The 19,406-nt window shown below is 28.3% G+C and carries 18 protein-coding genes and 2 tRNA genes; 5 read left to right on the plus strand and 15 right to left on the minus strand.

Features of this window, described 5'->3' with window-relative positions; all coding sequences use genetic code 11:
• Positions 1 to 7: 7 nt before the first annotated feature.
• From DU473_RS05235 to DU473_RS05275, 9 genes are read right to left on the minus strand one after another with little or no spacing between them, the layout of a single operon-like run.
• On the minus strand, positions 8 to 2,203 hold the full coding sequence (locus DU473_RS05235) for a RelA/SpoT family protein (protein WP_131186655.1): 2,196 nt from the start codon (positions 2,201 to 2,203) through the stop codon (positions 8 to 10).
• A complete protein-coding gene (locus tag DU473_RS05240; RefSeq protein WP_131163760.1) occupies positions 2,190 to 2,408 on the minus strand; it encodes a DNA-directed RNA polymerase subunit omega in 219 nt (72 codons plus the stop codon). The genes DU473_RS05235 and DU473_RS05240 overlap by 14 nt, the downstream gene beginning before the upstream one ends.
• 9 nt (positions 2,409 to 2,417) lie before the next feature.
• Entirely contained in the window at positions 2,418 to 3,137 is a 720-nt protein-coding gene (gene pyrH / locus DU473_RS05245) for a UMP kinase (RefSeq protein WP_131163761.1), read from the minus strand.
• A gap of 50 nt (positions 3,138 to 3,187) precedes the next feature.
• Positions 3,188 to 4,369, minus strand: coding sequence for a murein hydrolase activator EnvC family protein (locus DU473_RS05250; RefSeq protein WP_131163762.1), 1,182 nt, complete (start codon positions 4,367 to 4,369; stop codon positions 3,188 to 3,190).
• Positions 4,366 to 5,172, minus strand: a complete 807-nt coding sequence (locus tag DU473_RS05255; protein WP_131163763.1) for an ABC transporter permease — start codon at positions 5,170 to 5,172, stop codon at positions 4,366 to 4,368. Before DU473_RS05255 ends, DU473_RS05250 begins: the two co-directional genes overlap by 4 nt.
• Entirely contained in the window at positions 5,159 to 5,824 is a 666-nt protein-coding gene (locus tag DU473_RS05260; RefSeq protein ID WP_131163764.1) for a cell division ATP-binding protein FtsE, read from the minus strand. Before DU473_RS05260 ends, DU473_RS05255 begins: the two co-directional genes overlap by 14 nt.
• Before the next feature lie 60 nt (positions 5,825 to 5,884).
• On the minus strand, positions 5,885 to 7,072 hold the full coding sequence (trmB, locus tag DU473_RS05265) for a tRNA (guanosine(46)-N7)-methyltransferase TrmB (RefSeq protein WP_131163765.1): 1,188 nt from the start codon (positions 7,070 to 7,072) through the stop codon (positions 5,885 to 5,887).
• Entirely contained in the window at positions 7,072 to 8,277 is a 1,206-nt protein-coding gene (locus DU473_RS05270) for a fibronectin type III domain-containing protein (protein WP_131163766.1), read from the minus strand. Before DU473_RS05270 ends, trmB begins: the two co-directional genes overlap by 1 nt.
• A complete protein-coding gene (locus tag DU473_RS05275) occupies positions 8,225 to 9,190 on the minus strand; it encodes an RluA family pseudouridine synthase (RefSeq protein WP_131163767.1) in 966 nt (321 codons plus the stop codon). The genes DU473_RS05270 and DU473_RS05275 overlap by 53 nt, the downstream gene beginning before the upstream one ends.
• Before the next feature lie 73 nt (positions 9,191 to 9,263).
• On the opposite strand from DU473_RS05275, the gene DU473_RS05280 reads away from it, so the two are divergent.
• Both DU473_RS05280 and DU473_RS05285 read left to right on the plus strand, forming a co-directional pair.
• Positions 9,264 to 10,364 carry an FtsW/RodA/SpoVE family cell cycle protein gene (locus DU473_RS05280; protein WP_131163768.1) on the plus strand — a complete coding sequence of 367 codons (1,101 nt, stop codon included), beginning with the start codon at positions 9,264 to 9,266 and terminating at the stop codon, positions 10,362 to 10,364.
• A 55-nt stretch (positions 10,365 to 10,419) separates the two neighbouring features.
• Positions 10,420 to 10,496: transfer RNA gene (locus tag DU473_RS05285), tRNA-Ile, on the plus strand.
• A gap of 182 nt (positions 10,497 to 10,678) precedes the next feature.
• Here the strand turns inward: DU473_RS05285 and DU473_RS05290 are convergent.
• Positions 10,679 to 10,754, minus strand: a tRNA-Phe gene (locus DU473_RS05290).
• 135 nt (positions 10,755 to 10,889) lie between these two features.
• On the opposite strand from DU473_RS05290, the gene DU473_RS05295 reads away from it, so the two are divergent.
• The 3 genes from DU473_RS05295 (at position 10,890) to fldA (ending at position 13,433) form a co-directional block, all read left to right on the plus strand.
• The gene (locus tag DU473_RS05295; RefSeq protein ID WP_131163769.1) at positions 10,890 to 12,233 is read left to right on the plus strand and encodes a TrkH family potassium uptake protein; all 1,344 of its coding nucleotides are present in this window, start codon (positions 10,890 to 10,892) and stop codon (positions 12,231 to 12,233) included.
• Positions 12,230 to 12,880: a potassium channel family protein gene (locus tag DU473_RS05300; RefSeq protein ID WP_131163770.1), complete on the plus strand. Its 651-nt coding sequence runs from the start codon at positions 12,230 to 12,232 to the stop codon at positions 12,878 to 12,880. The genes DU473_RS05295 and DU473_RS05300 overlap by 4 nt, the downstream gene beginning before the upstream one ends.
• A 61-nt stretch (positions 12,881 to 12,941) precedes the next feature.
• On the plus strand, positions 12,942 to 13,433 hold the full coding sequence (fldA, locus tag DU473_RS05305; RefSeq protein ID WP_131166258.1) for a flavodoxin FldA: 492 nt from the start codon (positions 12,942 to 12,944) through the stop codon (positions 13,431 to 13,433).
• 254 nt (positions 13,434 to 13,687) lie between these two features.
• Here the strand turns inward: fldA and DU473_RS05310 are convergent, their stop codons facing one another.
• From DU473_RS05310 to DU473_RS05330, 5 genes are read right to left on the minus strand one after another with little or no spacing between them, the layout of a single operon-like run.
• Complete coding sequence (locus tag DU473_RS05310; RefSeq protein ID WP_131186656.1) at positions 13,688 to 15,025, minus strand: MmgE/PrpD family protein; 1,338 nt, start codon at positions 15,023 to 15,025, stop codon at positions 13,688 to 13,690.
• A gap of 8 nt (positions 15,026 to 15,033) precedes the next feature.
• The gene (gene purB, locus DU473_RS05315) at positions 15,034 to 16,401 is read right to left on the minus strand and encodes an adenylosuccinate lyase (protein ID WP_131166260.1); all 1,368 of its coding nucleotides are present in this window, start codon (positions 16,399 to 16,401) and stop codon (positions 15,034 to 15,036) included.
• A 9-nt stretch (positions 16,402 to 16,410) separates the two neighbouring features.
• Entirely contained in the window at positions 16,411 to 17,574 is a 1,164-nt protein-coding gene (locus DU473_RS05320; RefSeq protein WP_131186657.1) for a trans-sulfuration enzyme family protein, read from the minus strand.
• A 10-nt stretch (positions 17,575 to 17,584) separates the two neighbouring features.
• Positions 17,585 to 19,024, minus strand: coding sequence for a C4-dicarboxylate transporter DcuC (gene dcuC / locus DU473_RS05325; RefSeq protein WP_131186658.1), 1,440 nt, complete (start codon positions 19,022 to 19,024; stop codon positions 17,585 to 17,587).
• A gap of 2 nt (positions 19,025 to 19,026) precedes the next feature.
• Positions 19,027 to 19,389 (minus strand): Rid family detoxifying hydrolase, encoded by a 363-nt coding sequence (locus DU473_RS05330; protein ID WP_131163958.1) that lies wholly within the window; start codon positions 19,387 to 19,389, stop codon positions 19,027 to 19,029.
• Positions 19,390 to 19,406 lie beyond the last annotated feature (17 nt).

A 19,406-nucleotide genomic window follows, 5' to 3' on the forward strand; every position in this document is an offset into this window, starting at 1 on the left:
TTTTCCTTTATTTTATACCCCAGCTTTCTTTATATGCATCATTCAAAGATACAAAATCTAAAATTTTACAATGAGTTTTTAACCTATCTTTGATAAGCTCAGGATCAATATTATCTAAAAATTCTATTATAATTTCAAAATAATCGACAATAGAATTTTTTTCATTAAATAAATTAATTTTTAATAAATTTACTTGCATTTTAGCAAGTAAAGCTAAAAATTCAGCTAAAGCTCCTTTTTTATTTTCCAAAGAAAAAAGGAGCTTATAACTTTTTGGAATCTTAGCATCCCATTTTATAAAAACCATATCTTTGTTTTCTTCAAGCATTTTATCAGCTCTTTCACAAAATTTATGATGAACCATAGCATTTCCAGAATGAACAAAAGCCATAATAGAATCACCATATTTTGGATGGCAACAATAATCAAACTCTATATTTGAAATCTTATGATTTGAATAAAGAATAAAATTTCCTATCTTTTGCTCTTTAATCTCATATTTATCAAACCAATAAGATTTTTTTGCGTATTTTTTAAGTCCATTGACAATATCTTGTAAATATACCTTATCATTAGAAGCTTGTCTTATTCTTCGTTTTAAATTTTCTTTTTCAATCCAGTTTTCGATTTGATTTTTAGAAGTTCCAAAAATAAAACATAAAATATTAATCACATTAATAAGATTAATTTCTCTAGATTTTTGTTTACAAAATTCTCTTATGCTAGCTTTTGCTTTCCCAGTTTTAACGCTATCAATCCAAGAGCAACGATAAAATTTTTCATCACTTGTTATAATATGTACAATATCACCGTTTTTAAGTTCTGTTAAAAGCGGAACCTTGATACGATTTACATAAGCACTTTTTGCATGAAGTCCTATTTTAGTATGAATTTCATAAGCAAAATCAAGAGCTGTTGCTCCACGTGGCAAAGTAAAAATTTCTCCTTTAGGAGAATAAACAGCTATATCTTCAACATATAAACTATCTTTAGCATATTCATAAAGCTCTATTGCGCTATAATCTTGCGAATTTAATACCTCATTTGAAGAAAGATCATTAATCCAATCAAGCTTAGGTACAGCAACATTTCCTTCTTTATATCTCCAATGCGCTGCTATTCCATATTCTGCAATCTTATGCATATCAAAAGTTCTAATTTGAGCCTCAATAATATTTTTTGTATCAAATAAAGTTGTATGTATTGTTTGATATCCATTTTGTTTTGGTAAAGCTATATAGTCCTTAAAACGAGAAATTAAAGGATTAAAATGCGTATGCAAAATTCCCAAAGCAAGATAGCAATCACTTACTTTTTCAACTAAAATTCTAACACCCAACAAATCTAAAACCTCTTCAATTCCTATACCTTTTCTTTGCATTTTAAGATATATAGAATAACTATGTTTAATACGTTTTTGTATTTCAAAGCTCCCTTGTCTAAAACCATTATTTAAAAACAAAAGCTCTATTTTGGAAATAAATTCATTAAGACCAAGTTGCATGTGTTGATTATTTGAATTAATATAACGACTAATTTGATTATATTCATCTGGCATTAAATATTTAAAACTTAAGTCTTCAAGATGGTTCTTAATACTTGAAATTCCAAGTCTATGAGCAATAGGAGCATAAACAACTAATGTTTCTTCGCTAATTCTTTTTTGTTTTTCACTTCTTAGGACATCTAAAGTAAGCATATTATGAAGTCTATCACAAAGTTTTACAACCAAAACTCCAACATCTTCTATACTTGCTAAAAGCATATTTCTAAATGTTAAAGCTGACTTAGTTAAATTTTGTTTAGACTTTGAGCTAATCAGATTATCTTCTCTGATTTCAATAATTTTAGTAAGGCCTAAAACAAGTTTTAAAACTTCTGAACCAAATTTTTTTCCCAATTCTTCTTCTGTGCAGTAAGTATCCTCGATTACATCATGAAGTAAAGCAGCGATTATACAAGATTTATTACCACTTAAAAATGCTACTAAAGTTGCCACTAAAATAGGATGAACAGCATAAGGTTCCCCACTTTTTCTTGTTTGTCCTTCATGATAAGTTATACAACAATTTACCGCTTTTTCTAGCATAGAATCAGGTTTAAAAACACTATAAAGAAGTTCTTTTGCCTCCTCAAGATTTTTACAATTTTTAACTTGTTCTATTAATCTTTCAAGCAATAATTCTTCATCAACTAATTTCAACTAAACCCTCTAAGGTAATTTTATCATTTGCAATTTCATATAAAGCAATATCTGTTAATTTTACTTTATTTTTATCAAGTTCAACTAAACAAGTAGCACCATTAGCTAATTGTTCTGCTCTCTTTGCAACAACTAAAGATAATTTATAGCGATCATTATTCATTTTCTTTAAAGCTTTGGCAGTAATTTCTTCAATTCTCAACATTTTTATCCTTTAATTTTTAACTATAGAACAAAGACTGATATCGCCTTGTATTATTTTTAATAAATTTCCTTCTTTAAACATATTACATACTACAATAGGTAAAGCATTATCTTTTGCTAAGGCAATCGCAGTATCATCCATTACTTTTATATTATCTTGCATTGCTTCATCATAACTTAAAGTATTTAAAAACCTAGCATCTTCAAATTTATTAGGATCTTTATCATAAATCCCATCAACTTTTGTTGCCTTAATAACCATATGAGCATCAATTTCAACAGCTCTTAAAATGGCTGTTGTATCGGTTGTAAAATAAGGGTTTCCAGTTCCTGCAGCAAAAATCACAACACGACCTTTTTCTAAATGTCTTTGAGCTCTTCTCATAATATAAGTTTCACAAAAAGCTTCCATTTGTATAGCACTTTGAACTCTAACATCAAGTCCACAACTTTCTAAGGCTTCTTGAATTGCTATAGCGTTTATAACCGTTGCAAGCATTCCCATATGATCAGCACTTGTCCTTTTAATAAGACCACCCTTAGACGCAGAAACGCCTCTTATTATATTACCGCCTCCTATAACAATACCAACTTCAATTTGATTTTGAATTAAAGTTTTAATTTCTGCGGCGATGAATTTTAGAATAGAATTTTCAATTCCAAAGCCATTTTCTCCAGCTAAAGCTTCTCCTGAAAATTTTACCAAAACCCTTTTTTTATCTTGATGCATTTCTCCTCCTTAAACTTATAAAATTATATTTTAACTTCTATTAAAATTAGCTAATTTAAACTAATAAGCTCTAGCGGATTAATATGAAAATTCTCTTGAGTAACCTCAAAAGTTAAATCATTCTTAATCCTTCCAACCACAGATCCTTTTTTAACATTTTTTCCAACTTTAATCGTTGGTGCTATTTTATCTAAATGTGCATAGATGGTATGAATGCCATTATTATGTTCTATGATAACCACCCTTTGAAGCATAGAAGTGTCTTTAGCAAAAACAACTTTTCCATCTAAAACACTTCTAACTGTTGCATCACTTTTTGTACTTCTTAATATTACATTTTCATTGAAAATTTTTATATTGTATATGGGATCTAAATAATTGCCAAACTTTTGCTTTACAGTAAAAGAATCTAAAGGTGCTATAGTTTTTTTTCCAGTATATTTTTTAATATTACCACTTTGATAACTTGAACCAAGCTGTCTAATAGTTTGTTTATTATTTGAAGGCTTTGATTTATTATCCTTTGTCTCTTCTTGCTTTTTGTTTTGAATGATTTTTAATTGATTTAAAGTTTTTCTTAATTCTTCTTGCTGGGCTTGCAAATTCTCTAATTTTTTAGCATAAATACTTCTATCGGTTTTTTGTTTATTAATTTCATTAAGTTGATTTTGTTTTAAAAGTTGCAACTTAGCTATTTGATCATTATAATCTTTAAGATTAAGATTAATCTTTTGAATTTGAGCTTGTTTGTTATCAATAAGACGTGTTATATCCTCATAATCTTTAGAAAGCTTAAAAATCTCTTCGCTTAAAACCCTATCAAGACCTTCTAGAACCTCAAAGGCCATAAAACTTTCTTTACTCTCTATATAACCTTGAGGGATAGGCAAATCATAGGCAAAATCTTTGGCCATTAAGACTATAAGTTTATTTTCCATTAAAGCCTTGCTTTTGAGTAATTCTTTATTTTGAGAGCTTAAAGTTTGAAGCTCTTTATTTTGTGCTTTTGCATTAGCCTCTAACTTATTTGTTTGTAAATTTAAAACTTGAATTTGATCACTTAATTCTTTTAATTTTTTTTCTCCACTTAAAATATCATTTGCCAAATCTTCGAGTTTTTTATTAAGTTGTTCTTGAATTCTTTTATTGCTTTCCAAATTTTTAGTTTTTTCTGAAATTTCATTGGCAAATAAACCCAAAAAACAAAAAAAGATAAAAAAGATTTTTCTCATTTTTTAACTCTAAACATAACAGAATTAACACAAATTAGACAAATCAATAAAGTAAAAATAAAAATTCCACCTAAATGTAAAATAAAATTGATTTTAGGTAAAATAAGATCTATAGACTTTAAACTTTCTTGTATAAATGAAAAATTATAAATTTGTGTAAAAAATATAAGCAAAATTAAAAATGCGATCAAACAATCAATTAAAACGATTTTATAAAGCATAAAAGATCTAAACCAAAATGGCGCACCAAATAAGCACATAATTTCAACTCTTTGCGTATGCTCATAAAGCCATATTCTCATCTGTTTTAAAAATAACACAAATGAAAGTAAAATAATAATACACATAAAAAACCAAAATACCACTTTAATAAGAACAAGTAAGGAATATATTTTATCATGAGTTTTTGAAAAAGTTTCAACCTTATTAATTCCAGGTATTGTTAAAAGAGTTGTTCTAATTTGCATCAACTCCTCTTGAGTTGGGAGATAATCAAGCTTAAGGGTATAAAACTTTGGCAAAGAAGCTCTTAAAATTTTTAAATTTTTATCAGAAATATCATTTTTAAGTCTTTCAATAAGTTTTTTAGGATCTAAAATTTCTACTGATACAACTGATGGTATTTTAGTTTTAATTAAATTTTGACTTAATTCATTAGAACTAGTTACTATAATATTATATTCTTTGTTTAAAACTTGTTCATAATGCTTTAAAGTAGCGTTAGTTAACAAAATAAATTCAAAAGCAAACATCATAAAAAGCAAAGGTAATATTAAAGATAAGTGGGTTTTAAAAAATTTCATTCATTTTTCCATTTTCTATATTAAATCTTCTATAATTAAGTCTTAAATTGCTTGGAATTCTATGTGTAACAACTACAACACAAGTTCCCAAAAGCTCCCTAGCTGATTTTAAAAGAGTCCAAATAATATCAGATGAATACTCATCAAGATTTCCAGTTGGTTCATCACAAAGCAAAAGCTTTGGATTGTGAGCCAATGCTCTTGCCATAGCAACTCTTTGTTGTTCTCCTCCTGAAAGCTGATCTGGTTTTTTATCTGCCTTAAAGGTTAAATTGACATGTTTTAAAAGCTTAGTTGCTTGTTCTTGACATATTTTTTTACTATAACCTTTTATCATGAGAGGAAGCATAACATTTTTTTCAACACTAAATTCTTTGATTAAGCGATAATCTTGAAAAATAATACCTATTTTTTGTCTCAATTTAAGAAGTTCTAAATTTCCTATTTTTTTCATACTGCTTCCACAAATTTCAAGTTGACCTGAAAGCAATTCTAAGTCTCCATAAAATGATTTTAAAAGTGTACTTTTGCCACTTCCACTTTTTCCAGTAATGAAAACAAAGTCATCGTCTTTAAAAGCAAAACTCGCCTCTTTAATAACTAGCTCATCATAACCTAAAGATAATTTTTGTGCTTTTATAAGGTTAGACATTAATTTTCCTTAAAAATAAAAAATTAAAATATATTATTTTGCTTTATTTTCACTTAAAATTCAAGAAAATAATCTATTTTCATAGTAAATTATTTTTTTAAATTCTTCTATAGCTTTTAAATTCTCTAAAGTTTTAAAAGGAGCTTTAAATACAAAATAACATTTATCTCCTAAAAAAATATAGGCATGTTCAGGTTTATTAAAAGCTCCAAAAGCTATTTTTACAACTAAAGAATCTGAAGTTATATAAAAATTTTCAATATGAAGAAAAAAATCTTTATATTTAAATGTTTGATTTTTAAAATTACGCAAAAGCTTTAACTGCTCTTTAGAAAAATGAATAGATTGTAAATTAAAATCTATAATACTTCTTTCTTGATCAAAAGAATTAAGATTATAAACAATTAAATCATAAATATTTTTATTTTGTTTTTTCCATCTATCCTCGTATTTACTCGAAATCTCCAAATCTTCATTCTTTTTTATATCAAATTTTGGATTTTCAAATTCTAAAAAAATTCCTAAACTATAATTAAAATATTCATAACTATCTGTTCTAAGTTCAAATTTTCCATTACTTTTAAGCACTCTAGCACATTCTTTTGAAAAAGCTTCACTCATTACCCTACGATGTGGTTTCTTATCCCATGGAACAGGAAAATGCAAAAAAATCTTATCAATACTTTGTTTTTGCAAAACGCTCAATAACAACCTTGCATCACTTTGTATCAATAAAATATTATTTATTTCTTGATTTAAAGCAAGCTTAGCAACCTGTTCTATAGCAGGAGTATATATTTCTATACCTAAAATCAAAATATCTTGATTAGTTTTAGCCTGATAAAGCAAATGTCTTCCTGAACCAAAACCTATTTCTATATAAATTTTTTTATAATTTTGTATTTTTTCTAAAACCTCATTAAAATCATATGCTATTAAGGGAATTTTTTTATCTAAAGCATTTTTCTTAAAAGCAAAAGACTCACTTACAATCTCGTTGCAAAAATTTTCTTTAAAACACAATAAAGCTTTTTGCAAATATGTTATTTTAGATGGTTTAGAATGCTTATCAGCCTTAATAATAAAAAATTGATTATCTTGCTTAACTTGTAAAAAAAAACTTTCTTCTTCTACTTTTGTAAAAATCAAGATAACATTTTCATTATATGCTTTCCATAAAAACTCTACTCCATTGCTACAAAAAGGCAAAGTTAATTCTTTGATGGATTTAGCTTTAAAATTTGGCATTACTGTGCTGCTTTTACTTTTTTAGAAGGTTCAGACTCTAAACCTTGATTATCAATAGAAATAACCTCATAAGTATATTCTACTCCAGGCAAAGCTTTAATATCTCTAAGTTTTTTTTCTTTAAGACCTTTAAAAATAGCAGTACTGCCTCCACCATATCTTTTTACCATATATTCAACAGCCCTATTATCATTATCTATCCACTCAACCTCGATTGCTCCATCTTTAATTTGTGCAAGTATGATACTTGGTGCCAATGGATCTCCTAAAGTCTTTCCTTCTATACCATTTTTTGGCATAGGGCTTTCAAGTCCATCTTTATCAACTATAGTCACTTTATAATATTTACTTTTATTTTTTCCATTTACAATATCTTCATAGTTGTTTTCTTGAGTTTTTGCTAGCAAAGTATAAGGCAAAAAACTTGAACTTGTAGAATAGATCTTATAATAAGAAAAATCTTTATAATCACTTTTATCCCAATTTAAAAAAATTCTATTTACCTGATCAAAACTAGCGCTTAAAGAAGTAATTTCAGGTGGTAAAGCTTTTGAATTTGAACTTAAAATATCACTTGGCTCACTCATCACACCATCAAAACTAAGTGCAAAAATTCTATAAGAGAAATTTTCATTTGGTTTTAAATTATCATCTATATATTCTGCGTTTAAACGATTTTTAACTTCTGCTATTTTTTTAAATTCTCCCTCTCCATCTTTCTTTCTCTCAATGATATAAGAACTTACTCGCAAATCAGGATGAGGACGCCAAATAAGCTTAATACGATTAGGCAAATTTGTAATAGCTTCAACAAAAGGAATTTTTTCAAGACGTGGCATAGTGTAAACTTCTATCACTTTGCCTTCTTCAGAAATATGACCTTGATCATTAAAACTTCTTAAACTATAAAAATACTTAGTCCCGGGATTTAATTTTGTATCAACAAAATGAGTTTGAAATTTATCTTTAATCGTAGCAATAATTTTAAAATTTGGCTCACTATCGCTAGCACGATATAAATAAAATCCGGCTATATTTTGATCATACAAAGGATCCCATTCAAAGCCTATGCTACTCATTTCACTTATACTTTTTAAATTTTCTATTTTTGGCAAAGACTCATTAACTAAAATTTCTTTTGCTTCTACAGTATTAAACAAAAGAATTAAACAAAGAAAATAAAACTTGAACTGAAATTTTTTCATCTAATTCTCCTAAAGTATATTTTTTAAATAAAACTTTTTTAAAATCATCCATCAAAGGAGCATTAATTAATAGCATTTCCTTTGTTCTAGGATGGATAAAATATAAAATGTAAGCATGAAGCATAACCCTTAAATCATTTCTACCTTTATATCCATATAAATAATCTCCTAAAATATAACGATTTAAACTTGCTAAATGCGCTCTTATTTGATGAGTTCTTCCTGTAAATAACTTTGCCCCAATTAAGCAAAATTCATCATTTATCATTAAATTTACAAAAGCACTTTTTGCACTTTTTGCACACGTTAATTCCTCATTTATAGCTATTTTTTTTATCGGATTACTAGGAGATCTCATTAAAAATTTTTGTATTATTATTTTATCTTGTTTTAAGGGTAAGTTGATTAATGCAAGATAAATTCTCCCCATTGATTTATCTTTTAATTGTTCGCTTAAAATTTTATGAGAATAATTATTTTTTGCAATAACTATTGCCCCACTTGTTTGCTTATCCAATCTATGCACAAGACCTGCTCTAAGTTCACCTCCTAAATTTGAAAGGGTGTAATTTTTTTGCATTAGCCAATCAACCAAAGTGGCCTCTTTAACACTTTTTGCACCATGAACGACCAAATGAGGAGGTTTATTTAACACAACTACATCATCATCTTCATATAAAATATCTATATCAAAATCTACATTGTATTTAAGATTTTTTTCTTGCAAAATTACTTCTTTAATATCAACCGTATCGCCTATTTTTAGTTTAAAAGAATTTTTAGTTTGAATTTTTTTATTAACCAAAACATAACCATTTTTAATGAGTAAAGCTACTTGATTACGACTTTGTTCTAAATTTTTACTTAGAAAAATATCTAAACGAATATCATTACCTACTAAAAAATTCTGCATTATTTTTTCAAACCCTTTGTAAAATTAAAGAATTTTAACATATAATTCAATATAAAAAACTATAAGGTTAATTTTGTTTAAACTAGATAGACGTATTTTAACACATTTTGATTATATTCAACCTATTTTAATTTTGCCTATTATACTGATATCATTTTTTCTTGTATTTGAAGCAAATACTTTTCTAGCCGAAAAACAATTTATTTATACTTGTGTGGGATTTTTAGCATTTAGCTTTTTCTTTCTTTTGCCACTTAGAAAGCTAATATGGCTTATTCCTGTATTTTACTGGCTTAATATAGCCTTACTTTTAAGTGTAGATATTTTCGGTGTTGAAAAGCTTGGAGCTAAAAGATGGCTTGAAATTCCATTTACACATTTTACCATCCAACCTTCTGAAATATTTAAACCTTTTTTTATTTTAATGCTTGCTTATCTTATTCATCAAAATCCACCATCAAGAAATGGTTATAATGTAAAACAATTTTTAAAATTAAGTTTTTATATACTTTTACCTTTTTTACTTATCACAAAAGAACCTGATTTAGGAACTGCCACAATATTACTTATCGTTGGATTTGGTGTGCTTTTTATTATAGGAGTAAATTACAAAATTTGGCTAAGTATTTTTTTAGCATTATCTTTAAGTTCTCCTTTAATTTATACCCATTTTTTAAAACCATATCAAAAACAAAGAATTCATGATTTTTTATCAGAAAAACCAAGTTATCAAGTTATTCAATCAATGATAGCCATAGGTAATGGGGGGCTAACCGGAAAAACTTACGAAGAAGCTACTCAAACCCATTTTAAATTTTTACCTATTTCTACAAGTGATTTTATATTTGCATACATGATAGAAAGATTTGGATTTTTAGGAGGACTTTCTTTAATCATACTTTATATTTTACTTATACTTCACCTCTTAAGCTTAAACTATAAACTCAAAGAAGATTATTTTGCTAGAGTTGCTATTAACGCTGTTGCACTTTTTATTTTTATTTATGCAGCAGTTAATATCTCTATGACTATAGGTTTTGCACCTGTAGTTGGAGTTCCCTTGCCATTTTTTAGTCACGGCGGAAGTTCTTTTACAACTTTTATGGTTTTTTTTGGAATTTTGCAACACTTAATTACTTTTAGATTTTTTTGGACACAAAAAATTAAAAAATAAAATATTTTTAAGAAAATTTAATTATAATTACAATCTTTAAATATTTATAAGTTTCGGATTTATAGCTCAGTTGGTTAGAGCAACCGGCTCATAACCGGTTGGTCGCAGGTTCGAGTCCTGCTAAATCCACCACATTTTATTAATTTCTATAAACAGAAATTTTATAATCCTTATACTTATAATCTAACAATTATTTTAATATAAAACATCTGCTATATAATATTAAAACAATTAAAACAGTTTATTCAATTATGAAAACTATTTTAAAAATTTATGATAGAAGTTATTTTTGAATCTAGTATTTAAAAGAATAATGGTGGTTAGAGGCAGAATCGAACTGCCGACACGCAGATTTTCAGTCTGCTGCTCTACCGACTGAGCTATCCAACCACTTTAAAAATTTTTCATAGAGTGTAATTCTATCTTTTTATCTTTAATATAACTTTAAATTTAATTTTTATTTTTATTAAAGTTTCAAAAGCTAGAATTATAAAATTTTAAAATAAAAATTTTATCGAGGATTTCTTGAAACAATTTGGACTTGATAGACGCACTTTTAAAATATTATTAATTGGTTATATTATCATTGCTTTAATAGGAGCTTTGCTTTTATTATGCGATTGGGCTCATACAAAATCTATTAGTTTTTTAGACGCTTTTTTTATAAGCACCTCAGCTGTTAGTATGACGGGGCTTGTGACAAAAAATATCGCTACAGATTTTACCGTATACGGACAAATTATTATTTTAGCTCTTATACAAATTGGTGGTTTAGGCTATGTAGGAATAGGACTTTTGGTTTATATTTTAATCAGAAAAAAAGTAGGTTTTGATGGAAAAAATTTATTAAGAGAAACTTTACTTTATCCTTCTATGGATGGATTATTTAAATTTTTTAAAAAAGTTTTATTATTTATTCTTGCCATAGAATTATGCGGTGCTATTTTGCTAACCCTACGCTTTGCTTTAGAAATGAATTTTTCAAAAGCTTTGTGGTTTGGCCTATTTCATTCTATAAGTGCATTCAATAACGCTGGTTTTAGTATAATCAAAACAGGACTTATGGATTATAAACATGATTTAGCTATAAATTTTATTATTACAACCTTAATCATTATCGGTGGATTGGGATATTTTGTTTTAATCGAACTTTATTTTTTTCAAAAAAAACGTTTGCAAAATCTTAGTTTACATGCTAAAATTGTTATTATTGCAACGGTATTTTTAATTTTATTTTCGACTTTCATTATATTTACTTTTGAGTATTCTAATACTAAAACAATTGGAAATTTTTCTTTTTTTGATAAATTGCTTGCTTCGTATTTTACGGCAATTAACTATAGGACAGCAGGGTTTTCAACACTTGACTTAGGTGGCTTAAGAGATGCCAGTTTATTTTTTGGTTCTTTATTTATGGTGATAGGTGGAGCACCAGGAGGAACTGCTGGAGGAATGAAAGTTACAACAATAGTTGTATTATTAGTTTATGCTTATTGGTCTATTAAAAATGGTCGTGTAAGAATTTTTAATTATGAAATTCCACAAGAAACTATCAATAAAGCTTTTATTATTGCCATTGGTTCAGCTGTTTATATTATTGTATGCGTAATTTTACTTTCTTTATTAAATCCAGATATTCGTTTCATTACTTTATTATTTGAAACTTCTTCAGCATTTGCTACGGTTGGAGTTTCAGTAGGAGATGGCGGATCGCTTTCTTTAAGTGCTTTATTAAATGAACCAAGTAAAATTATTTTAATTGTTTTAATGATAAGTGGAAGAATAGGTGTCTTTGCATTTTTACTTTCTGTATTTAACAAAGATAAAACAATGTATATTAAATATCCAGAAGGAAGAATAAATTTATGAAAAATATTACTTATGGGATTATTGGACTAGGAAAATTTGGATCGGTTGTAGCTGAAGAATTAATTTCTCAAGGGCATACTGTTATAGTTGCTGATAAAGACGAAGAAGCTTTAAAAAATATTCAAAATTCTACTAATTATGCTTATATTCTAGATTCTGCCAATACCACAGCTTTAAAAGAAGCTGGTTTTCACGAAGCTGAAACTGTCATTGTGAGTATTGGGGAAAATGTTGAAAAAAGTATTTTAACCTTAATGGCTCTTAAAGATATAGGGGTAAATACAATTATTGCAAAAGCAACTTCTACTATGCATGGACAAATTCTTTCAAAATTGGGAGCATCAAAAGTCATATATCCTGAAAAAGAAAGCGCAAAAAGACTTGTAAAAGAATTTCTTTTGCGATCAACAGATTTTGAAATTTTTGACCTATCTGCTAATACAATTCGTGCTATTAAGATGATTGTAGATGATAAAATAGCAGGAAATTCTCTTAAACATATAGCACAAAATATGAAAATAATTGCTTATAAAAAATCAAATGGAGATTGGGAAATATTACCAGATCTTGAAACAATTATTGCTTATAGTGGTGATGTTATAATTTTACTTGGAACAAATAAAGAATTAGAGAATTTTGAACATTAGAAAAAAAGCTTAATAAAATATGGTAAAATATCTCTTATTAATTAAAATTTAAGGAGATAAAATGTCAATAGCAATAGTCTATGGAAGTTCAATGGGAAACACAGAAGGCGCTGCAAATACAATCGCTTCAAAACTTGGAATAAGTGATGTTTTTAATATCAGCGATATTGATGCTGATAAAATTAATTCTTACGACAAAATTCTTTTTGGAACTTCAACTTGGGGAAGCGGTGATTTACAAGATGATTGGGATAGTTTTGATTTTTCAGCTTTAAAACTCTCAGGTAAAACTGTAGCTGTTTTTGGTATGGGAGATAGCGAAAGCTATTCTGATACATTTTGTGGAGCTATGGGAAAACTAGCTGAAAATTTAAAAAATGCTGGTGCAAATTTAGTAGGAGAAGTTTCAACCGATGGTTATACTTTTGAATCAAGCGATGCAGTAGTTAATGGTAAATTTGTTGGACTCGCACTAGATAATGACAATCAAGAGGATCAAACAGAATCAAGAATTGATGCTTGGATTGAACAAATTAAACCTTATTTTTCTTAATTTAAATTTAAAGTTTGCTTTTTGCAAACTTTAAATTTATCCAGTATATAATTTTACAATACTTCTTTATCTAAAAATGTATATTTTAAAGATATAAATTATTTATTTTATTTAACATTTTTCTTTCAATTATAAAATTTATAATTGAAAAATAAATTCTAGTTTAAATTTATAAAACTTATCAATTATTAATAAAATTCTAATTATTTTTCAATACCGCATAAAATATAATTTTAAAATCAAACATTAAAAAATTATAAAAAACTATTTTGTTTTTCTAAATTCATAAAAAAATCAAATAAATCATTTGCTTCTTTGATGCTTAATCTCATGCAAATATTATTTAAAAATTTTATCTTTAATTCTTCAAAATTTAAAGGATTATCAAAATTACCTTTATTGATAAAAACATCTTTTTGAATTATATTTCCATTTTGCAAGATAGCTTCTAAGTGACCTGGAAAATATTTTGGAAAACCTTGAGATTTTCTTTTTTTATAAGTAATTTTTTTAGCAAAATCAAGCACTTCTTTACGCTTTAAATTTTCATAAGATTTAAGAGTAATTTTGCCATCAAAAAATCCCAAAGCCATTAAAAAAGGCATGGAAAATTTAGCCTCATAAGTACTATTTGGAGTATATTTTGCCTCTAAAGGATCACAAATAAAAGAAACAGCAACCTCATCTACAAAACAACAAATACTTTTAATTTCATCAGCCTTTAAGCCATCATTTTTTAAAGCAATAGCACAATCAATTAGTCCATGAGCAAAATGACAACTTGGATAAGGTTTTATTGAAACTTGCATAGTTTGCCAAATTTCACCCAAAGCCTTATCAAGCTCTGTTTTATCGCATTCTTGTTCTATGCCAAAACATTTAAAGATATTATCCCTACCCTCAAAAACACTCAAAGGTCCGCTCATATTATTCTTAGCAAAATGGGCGATCATAATCCCATTTTTAATAGCATTAGCTATATGCAAAACCTTAGAATTAGAACCATTGGATAAAAATTCATTAATCCCACTTGCAAAACTTCCAGCAAGTCCCAAAGCATTAATGATTTGTTCTTTGTTTAGATCTAGCAAGATTGCGCTTGCACTTGTGCTTGCAAAAATTCCAGCAATAGCAGTAGTATGAAAACCACGCTTATGAAAAGTTCCTTTACTTGCAATACCTACTCTAGCTGCAATTTCCCAGCCAACAATAAAAGCTTTGATAATTTTTTGAGCCTCTTTGTTAATATAAAAACCATAACTCAAACAAAGCGGTGCTAAAATCGCACTTGCATGTAAAATAGCTTCTGTATGCGTATCATCAAAATCTAGTGCATGAGAAGCAATACCATTAAGCATAGCAGCATATATAGGATCTAATTTTTGCTCATTTATCCATACAGGAGTATTTTTTTCTGTACTTAAATTTTTAAAGGTTTTAAAAGCATTCAAAACACATTCTTCATTACTTGCTGCTATAGCAGTTCCAAAGCTATCAAGCATAAGCTCTTTAGCTCTTTGAACAACAACATCAGGAATATTTTCATATCGAATGTTTAAAATAAAATCTGCTAAAATTTCGCTATAAAACATAATTTTCCCTATTTTAAAATAGCACTATTTTTGATTTTTGCTAAAAATTCATCTACAAGTTTTGGTGCATATCCTACATAAGTTGTCGCATCAAGCAAAGCATCAATTTCTTTTTCTTTTAATACTTTAGATACTCTTTTATCAGCAAGCAAAACTTCCTTAAAAGTTTTTTGTTTTTCAATGCCTAGCATTGCATTTTCATAAACGATTTCATGAGCATGTTGTTTTCCATAATGATCGCTTAATGCAAACATAATGCGCTCTGCTAAAACAAAACCATTAAGAGTGTTTAAATTTTTGAGCATCTTATCTTTTTTTACTTCCAAATCACTAAGAGCAAATTTCATATTTGCTAAAACCACAGAAAGCATTAAAAACATTTCAGGCAAAAGCTTCCACTCCATTTTCCAAACTTGACCATCTCTTTCATGTTCATGTCTTTCTATATCGCTTAAAATTGCTAAATTTGCTTTAAAAGCATTGCTTGCAGTAACAGCATTTTCACTTATGGCAGGATTTCTCTTATGTGGCATAGTGCTTGATCCTACTTGACCCTTGCCAAAAGGCTCTGCAACTTCATCAATTTCATTATGAGAAAGAATTAAAATTTCATGGGCAATTTTATTAAAGGTTGCATTGATATTACCTAAGACAAATCCAAGCTCTATAAAGCGATCACGTGCACTTTGCCAAGAGATATTAGGAGTTTCAAGTCCTAAATTTTCTAAAGTAAGCCTTTCTACTTCATTACACTTATCGCTTAAACTTGCCTTAGTTCCTACAGCACCTACTATACTACCAACATAAAGTCTTTTTTCAAGTTCAAGTATTCTTTCAAAATGACGCTCAAGTTCACTTAACCAAATAGCGACTTTATGCCCAAAGGTGATAGGCAAAGCTTGAAGAGTTAAAGTTCTTCCCATCATAGCAGTATTTTTATGTGTTTTAGCTAGTTTTACTAAAGCTTTTGCAATAATTTTTAATTCACTTTTTATAAGCTGCATTGCTTCTTTAAATTGTAAAATAAGTCCTGTATCGATAATATCTTGAGTGGTTACTCCAAAATGCACATATTCGCCTAAATTATTATCACAAGCTTTTTCCAAACCTCTAACCGTAGGAACTAAAGGATGTTTAGTCTTTTTAAATTCAGCAAATATAAAATCCATATCCATAAATTTATAATGAGCCTTTTTTACAATCTCATCAGCTGCCTTTTTAGGAATAATTTTAAGTTTTGCTTGTGCCTTTGCTAATGCTGCTTCAACGTCTAGCCATTTTTGTATACGATTTTGCTCACAAAAAATCGCACGCATATTTTCAGTACTCCAAGAGTTTGCTAATAATTTTTGATCAAATACACTAATTCCTGTCATTTTATCTCCTTATTTTTTAATACTATCAAAAGCTTGTGTTAAATCAGCAATCAAATCTTTAGTATCTTCAAGGCCTATATGAAATCTTACAAATGGACCCCTTTTGCTTAGATCTGCTATGGTTCTAGGTGGAGTAGTTACAGTTGCTAAACTTTCATAGCCTCCCCAGCTTGCACCTATTGAAAAATATTCTAATTTATCTGCAAATTTAATAGCATCATCTTTACTAAAATCTTCTGTAAATTCAATGGTAATCATACCATTAGCCCCTTTATGATCACGCATAAAAATTTCATGATTTGGATGAGATTTAAGTTTTGGATAAAAAATAGTTTTAATTTCTTTTCTTGTTTGTAAAAATTCTACAATTTCATCTGCATTTTTTTCATGGGCCCTCATTCTTACATCTAGTGTTCTCATGCCACGAAGCACTAAGTAAGCATCATCAGGACTTGTTGTAAAACCTAAAACTTCTGGAAGTTTATCGAAATTTTTCCACTCTTTTTCATTAACAACCACTATACCCATAGTTACATCAGAGTGCCCACTAAGATATTTTGTAGCAGCAATAACTGAAATATCTACACCAAACTCTAAAGGATTTAAAAAATACCCACTTGAATAAGTATTATCAATAGCTACTGGGATATTATGAGCGTGAGCAACTTTACAAAGTTTTGGCAAATCTATAATCTCATAAAGTATAGATCCTGGACTCTCACATAAAATAAGCTTAGTATTGGGTTTGATTTTTTCTTCTACATCACTTGCATCAGCTTTTAAAAAATCAATCTTGACTCCTATTTTTTCCAAAAATAACTCACAAATCGTTCTAACAGGTCCATAAATAGCATCAGTGATTAAAAAATGCGCATCTTTACTTGCATAGTTTAAAAGCACCATAGCCAGTGCTGCAAGTCCTGTTGGAAAAAGTTGAGCTCTATAACCACCTTCTAAAGTGCAAATAAGCTTTTCAAGTTCAAAATTGGTCGCTGTTCCTCTAGCGCCATAACTTAAAACACGTTCTGTCTTTCTTAATTCTTTGTATTTTTGCCAAGTTGCATGATCTTTAAAAAGTATGGTTGATGCACGCATAAGAGTAGGATTAACCGATCTTACTTCAGTATTTTGATCGCCTCTACCACAATGAATAAGCTTAGTTTTTGAATTCATTTTTTCTCCTTTAAAGATAGATATAAGTCATAATAATATTTACAATAGCTGCTACAAGCATAGGAATAGCTGTTCTTTTAACCACAGCAAACGGACTTACTTTTGCAATAGCTGAAATAGCTAAGATCGCTGGTGCAATAGGACTAACACACCTTCCAAAACCTGTCATAATTTGAATAGGTGCTATCATGATAATAGTTTCGATGTTAAAATGTTTTGCTATATTTGGGATAAGCGGGGCAAAACTAAAAAATGCTGCATTTCCTGAGCCCATTAAAAAAGCACAAATTGCAAGTAAAATTGAAATAGCACTAATAATAGCAAGCACTCCAAAACCTGCATTTTTACAAATTTCTATTAAAGTATCTACAAAACCTACAGATAAAAGGCCACTTGCAAATACTTGACCACAAACGATGAGTGAAACCGTAATTACAAATAAATGACCCATTCCCTTAAAGAAAATCATAATAGAATTAAGAGTTTCTATTATACTTTTATAACGTATTATTTCAAAAATAATAGCTACAAAAGTTGAAATTATCATTGCTACTGGAACATTCATTTTAATTGCTGTAGCAGTTTCTGTTTTTAGCTCTTGTGCATTAATAATTCCCATTAAAACCAAAATACTATCAAATACTGAACTAAATCCTAAAATTAAAATCAAAGGAATGATTGGTAAAATAGCATAAATTCTAGGAGGTTTTTTAAGTTCTTTTTCTTTGCTTTCATTTTCATTAAGTTCTTTTTCAATTTCTTGTTTATTAAAAATAAAATTATCTTTCTTATCAAAAAATTTATTGCAAAGATATATCGCAATACCTACAGCTATAATGATAGGCAAAGTTGTAGGGAGTTGATAATGAACAAAATAGATCGCAGGATCAATCTCAGCTATCTTTGATGCCATAATAACATTTCCACTTCCAGGACCATGATCAATGTATTGACAAATGGCAATAACACTTAATGCAGAAAGCTTTGAAACACCAGAACGCACAAGTATAGGATACATAGTAACCATAAGTAAAAGTGCTAAACCTGCATGAGAAGGGATAAAAAGCACTAAAAATTGCACGGTAAAATAAGCAACTATGAGTAAAACATAAGGAGATTTTACCGCTTTTAAAGGTTTTTCAAAAACTTTAAAAAGCGCATAAGAAGCTCCAACATGATCCATATAAGCAGAAAAACCTGCTATACTCATTAGCGTAAGACCAAGTCCTGCTAATGTCTTTGACATAGTTTGATTAAAAACTTCAAATATATCAAAAAAACCTAAATTTAAAGAACCTTTAGCAACAATATGCGGAGAGAGCCCAAAAATAGCAGCCAAAGAAAGCAAAAGCAATCCGCTTAAAAGCAATGCCATATGAGCGTTAATTTTTTTATAAAGCATAAACACAAGCAAAGCTATACTAAAAAATGAAAAAATAAGTCCCAACATAATTACCCTTTAGCCGCTATAACCTCAATCTCAACTAAAGCATTTTTTGGTAAATCTTTTACTGCAAAAGCACTTCTTGCAGGATAAGGAGCTTTGAAAAAGCTTGAATAAATTTCATTAAAATTTACAAAATCATTAATATTGGCTAAAAAACAAGTTGTTTTAATTACATTATCAAAACAAAGATTATTTTCTTTTAAAATAGCTTCTATATTTAATAAAGATTGTTTAGTTTGTTCTTTGATATCTTTAGCTTCTATCTCACCACTTTCTGGATTGATAGGAAGTTGTCCTGAAATAAATAAAAATCCATTAGCTTCTCTATAAGCTGAGTAAGGTCCTATAGCTTTTGGATAGTTTGACATAAAATCTCCTTTATGGT

This window comes from Campylobacter novaezeelandiae, from assembly GCF_004323845.1.
GTDB lineage: Bacteria > Campylobacterota > Campylobacteria > Campylobacterales > Campylobacteraceae > Campylobacter_D > Campylobacter_D novaezeelandiae.

Coding starts and splice junctions, on each gene's coding strand:
- DU473_RS05320 (WP_131186657.1), bottom strand. CDS start 17,574: ATGAATTCAAAAACTAAGCTTATTCATTGTGGTAGAGGCGATCAAAAT.
- DU473_RS05255 (WP_131163763.1), bottom strand. CDS start 5,172: ATGAAATTTTTTAAAACCCACTTATCTTTAATATTACCTTTGCTTTTT.
- trmB (WP_131163765.1), bottom strand. CDS start 7,072: ATGCCAAATTTTAAAGCTAAATCCATCAAAGAATTAACTTTGCCTTTT.
- dcuC (WP_131186658.1), bottom strand. CDS start 19,024: ATGTTGGGACTTATTTTTTCATTTTTTAGTATAGCTTTGCTTGTGTTT.
- DU473_RS05270 (WP_131163766.1), bottom strand. CDS start 8,277: ATGAAAAAATTTCAGTTCAAGTTTTATTTTCTTTGTTTAATTCTTTTG.
- DU473_RS05250 (WP_131163762.1), bottom strand. CDS start 4,369: ATGAGAAAAATCTTTTTTATCTTTTTTTGTTTTTTGGGTTTATTTGCC.
- DU473_RS05260 (WP_131163764.1), bottom strand. CDS start 5,824: ATGTCTAACCTTATAAAAGCACAAAAATTATCTTTAGGTTATGATGAG.
- DU473_RS05240 (WP_131163760.1), bottom strand. CDS start 2,408: ATGTTGAGAATTGAAGAAATTACTGCCAAAGCTTTAAAGAAAATGAAT.
- purB (WP_131166260.1), bottom strand. CDS start 16,401: ATGACAGGAATTAGTGTATTTGATCAAAAATTATTAGCAAACTCTTGG.
- DU473_RS05300 (WP_131163770.1), top strand. CDS start 12,230: ATGAAAAATATTACTTATGGGATTATTGGACTAGGAAAATTTGGATCG.
- DU473_RS05275 (WP_131163767.1), bottom strand. CDS start 9,190: ATGCAGAATTTTTTAGTAGGTAATGATATTCGTTTAGATATTTTTCTA.
- DU473_RS05330 (WP_131163958.1), bottom strand. CDS start 19,389: ATGTCAAACTATCCAAAAGCTATAGGACCTTACTCAGCTTATAGAGAA.
- fldA (WP_131166258.1), top strand. CDS start 12,942: ATGTCAATAGCAATAGTCTATGGAAGTTCAATGGGAAACACAGAAGGC.
- pyrH (WP_131163761.1), bottom strand. CDS start 3,137: ATGCATCAAGATAAAAAAAGGGTTTTGGTAAAATTTTCAGGAGAAGCT.
- DU473_RS05310 (WP_131186656.1), bottom strand. CDS start 15,025: ATGTTTTATAGCGAAATTTTAGCAGATTTTATTTTAAACATTCGATAT.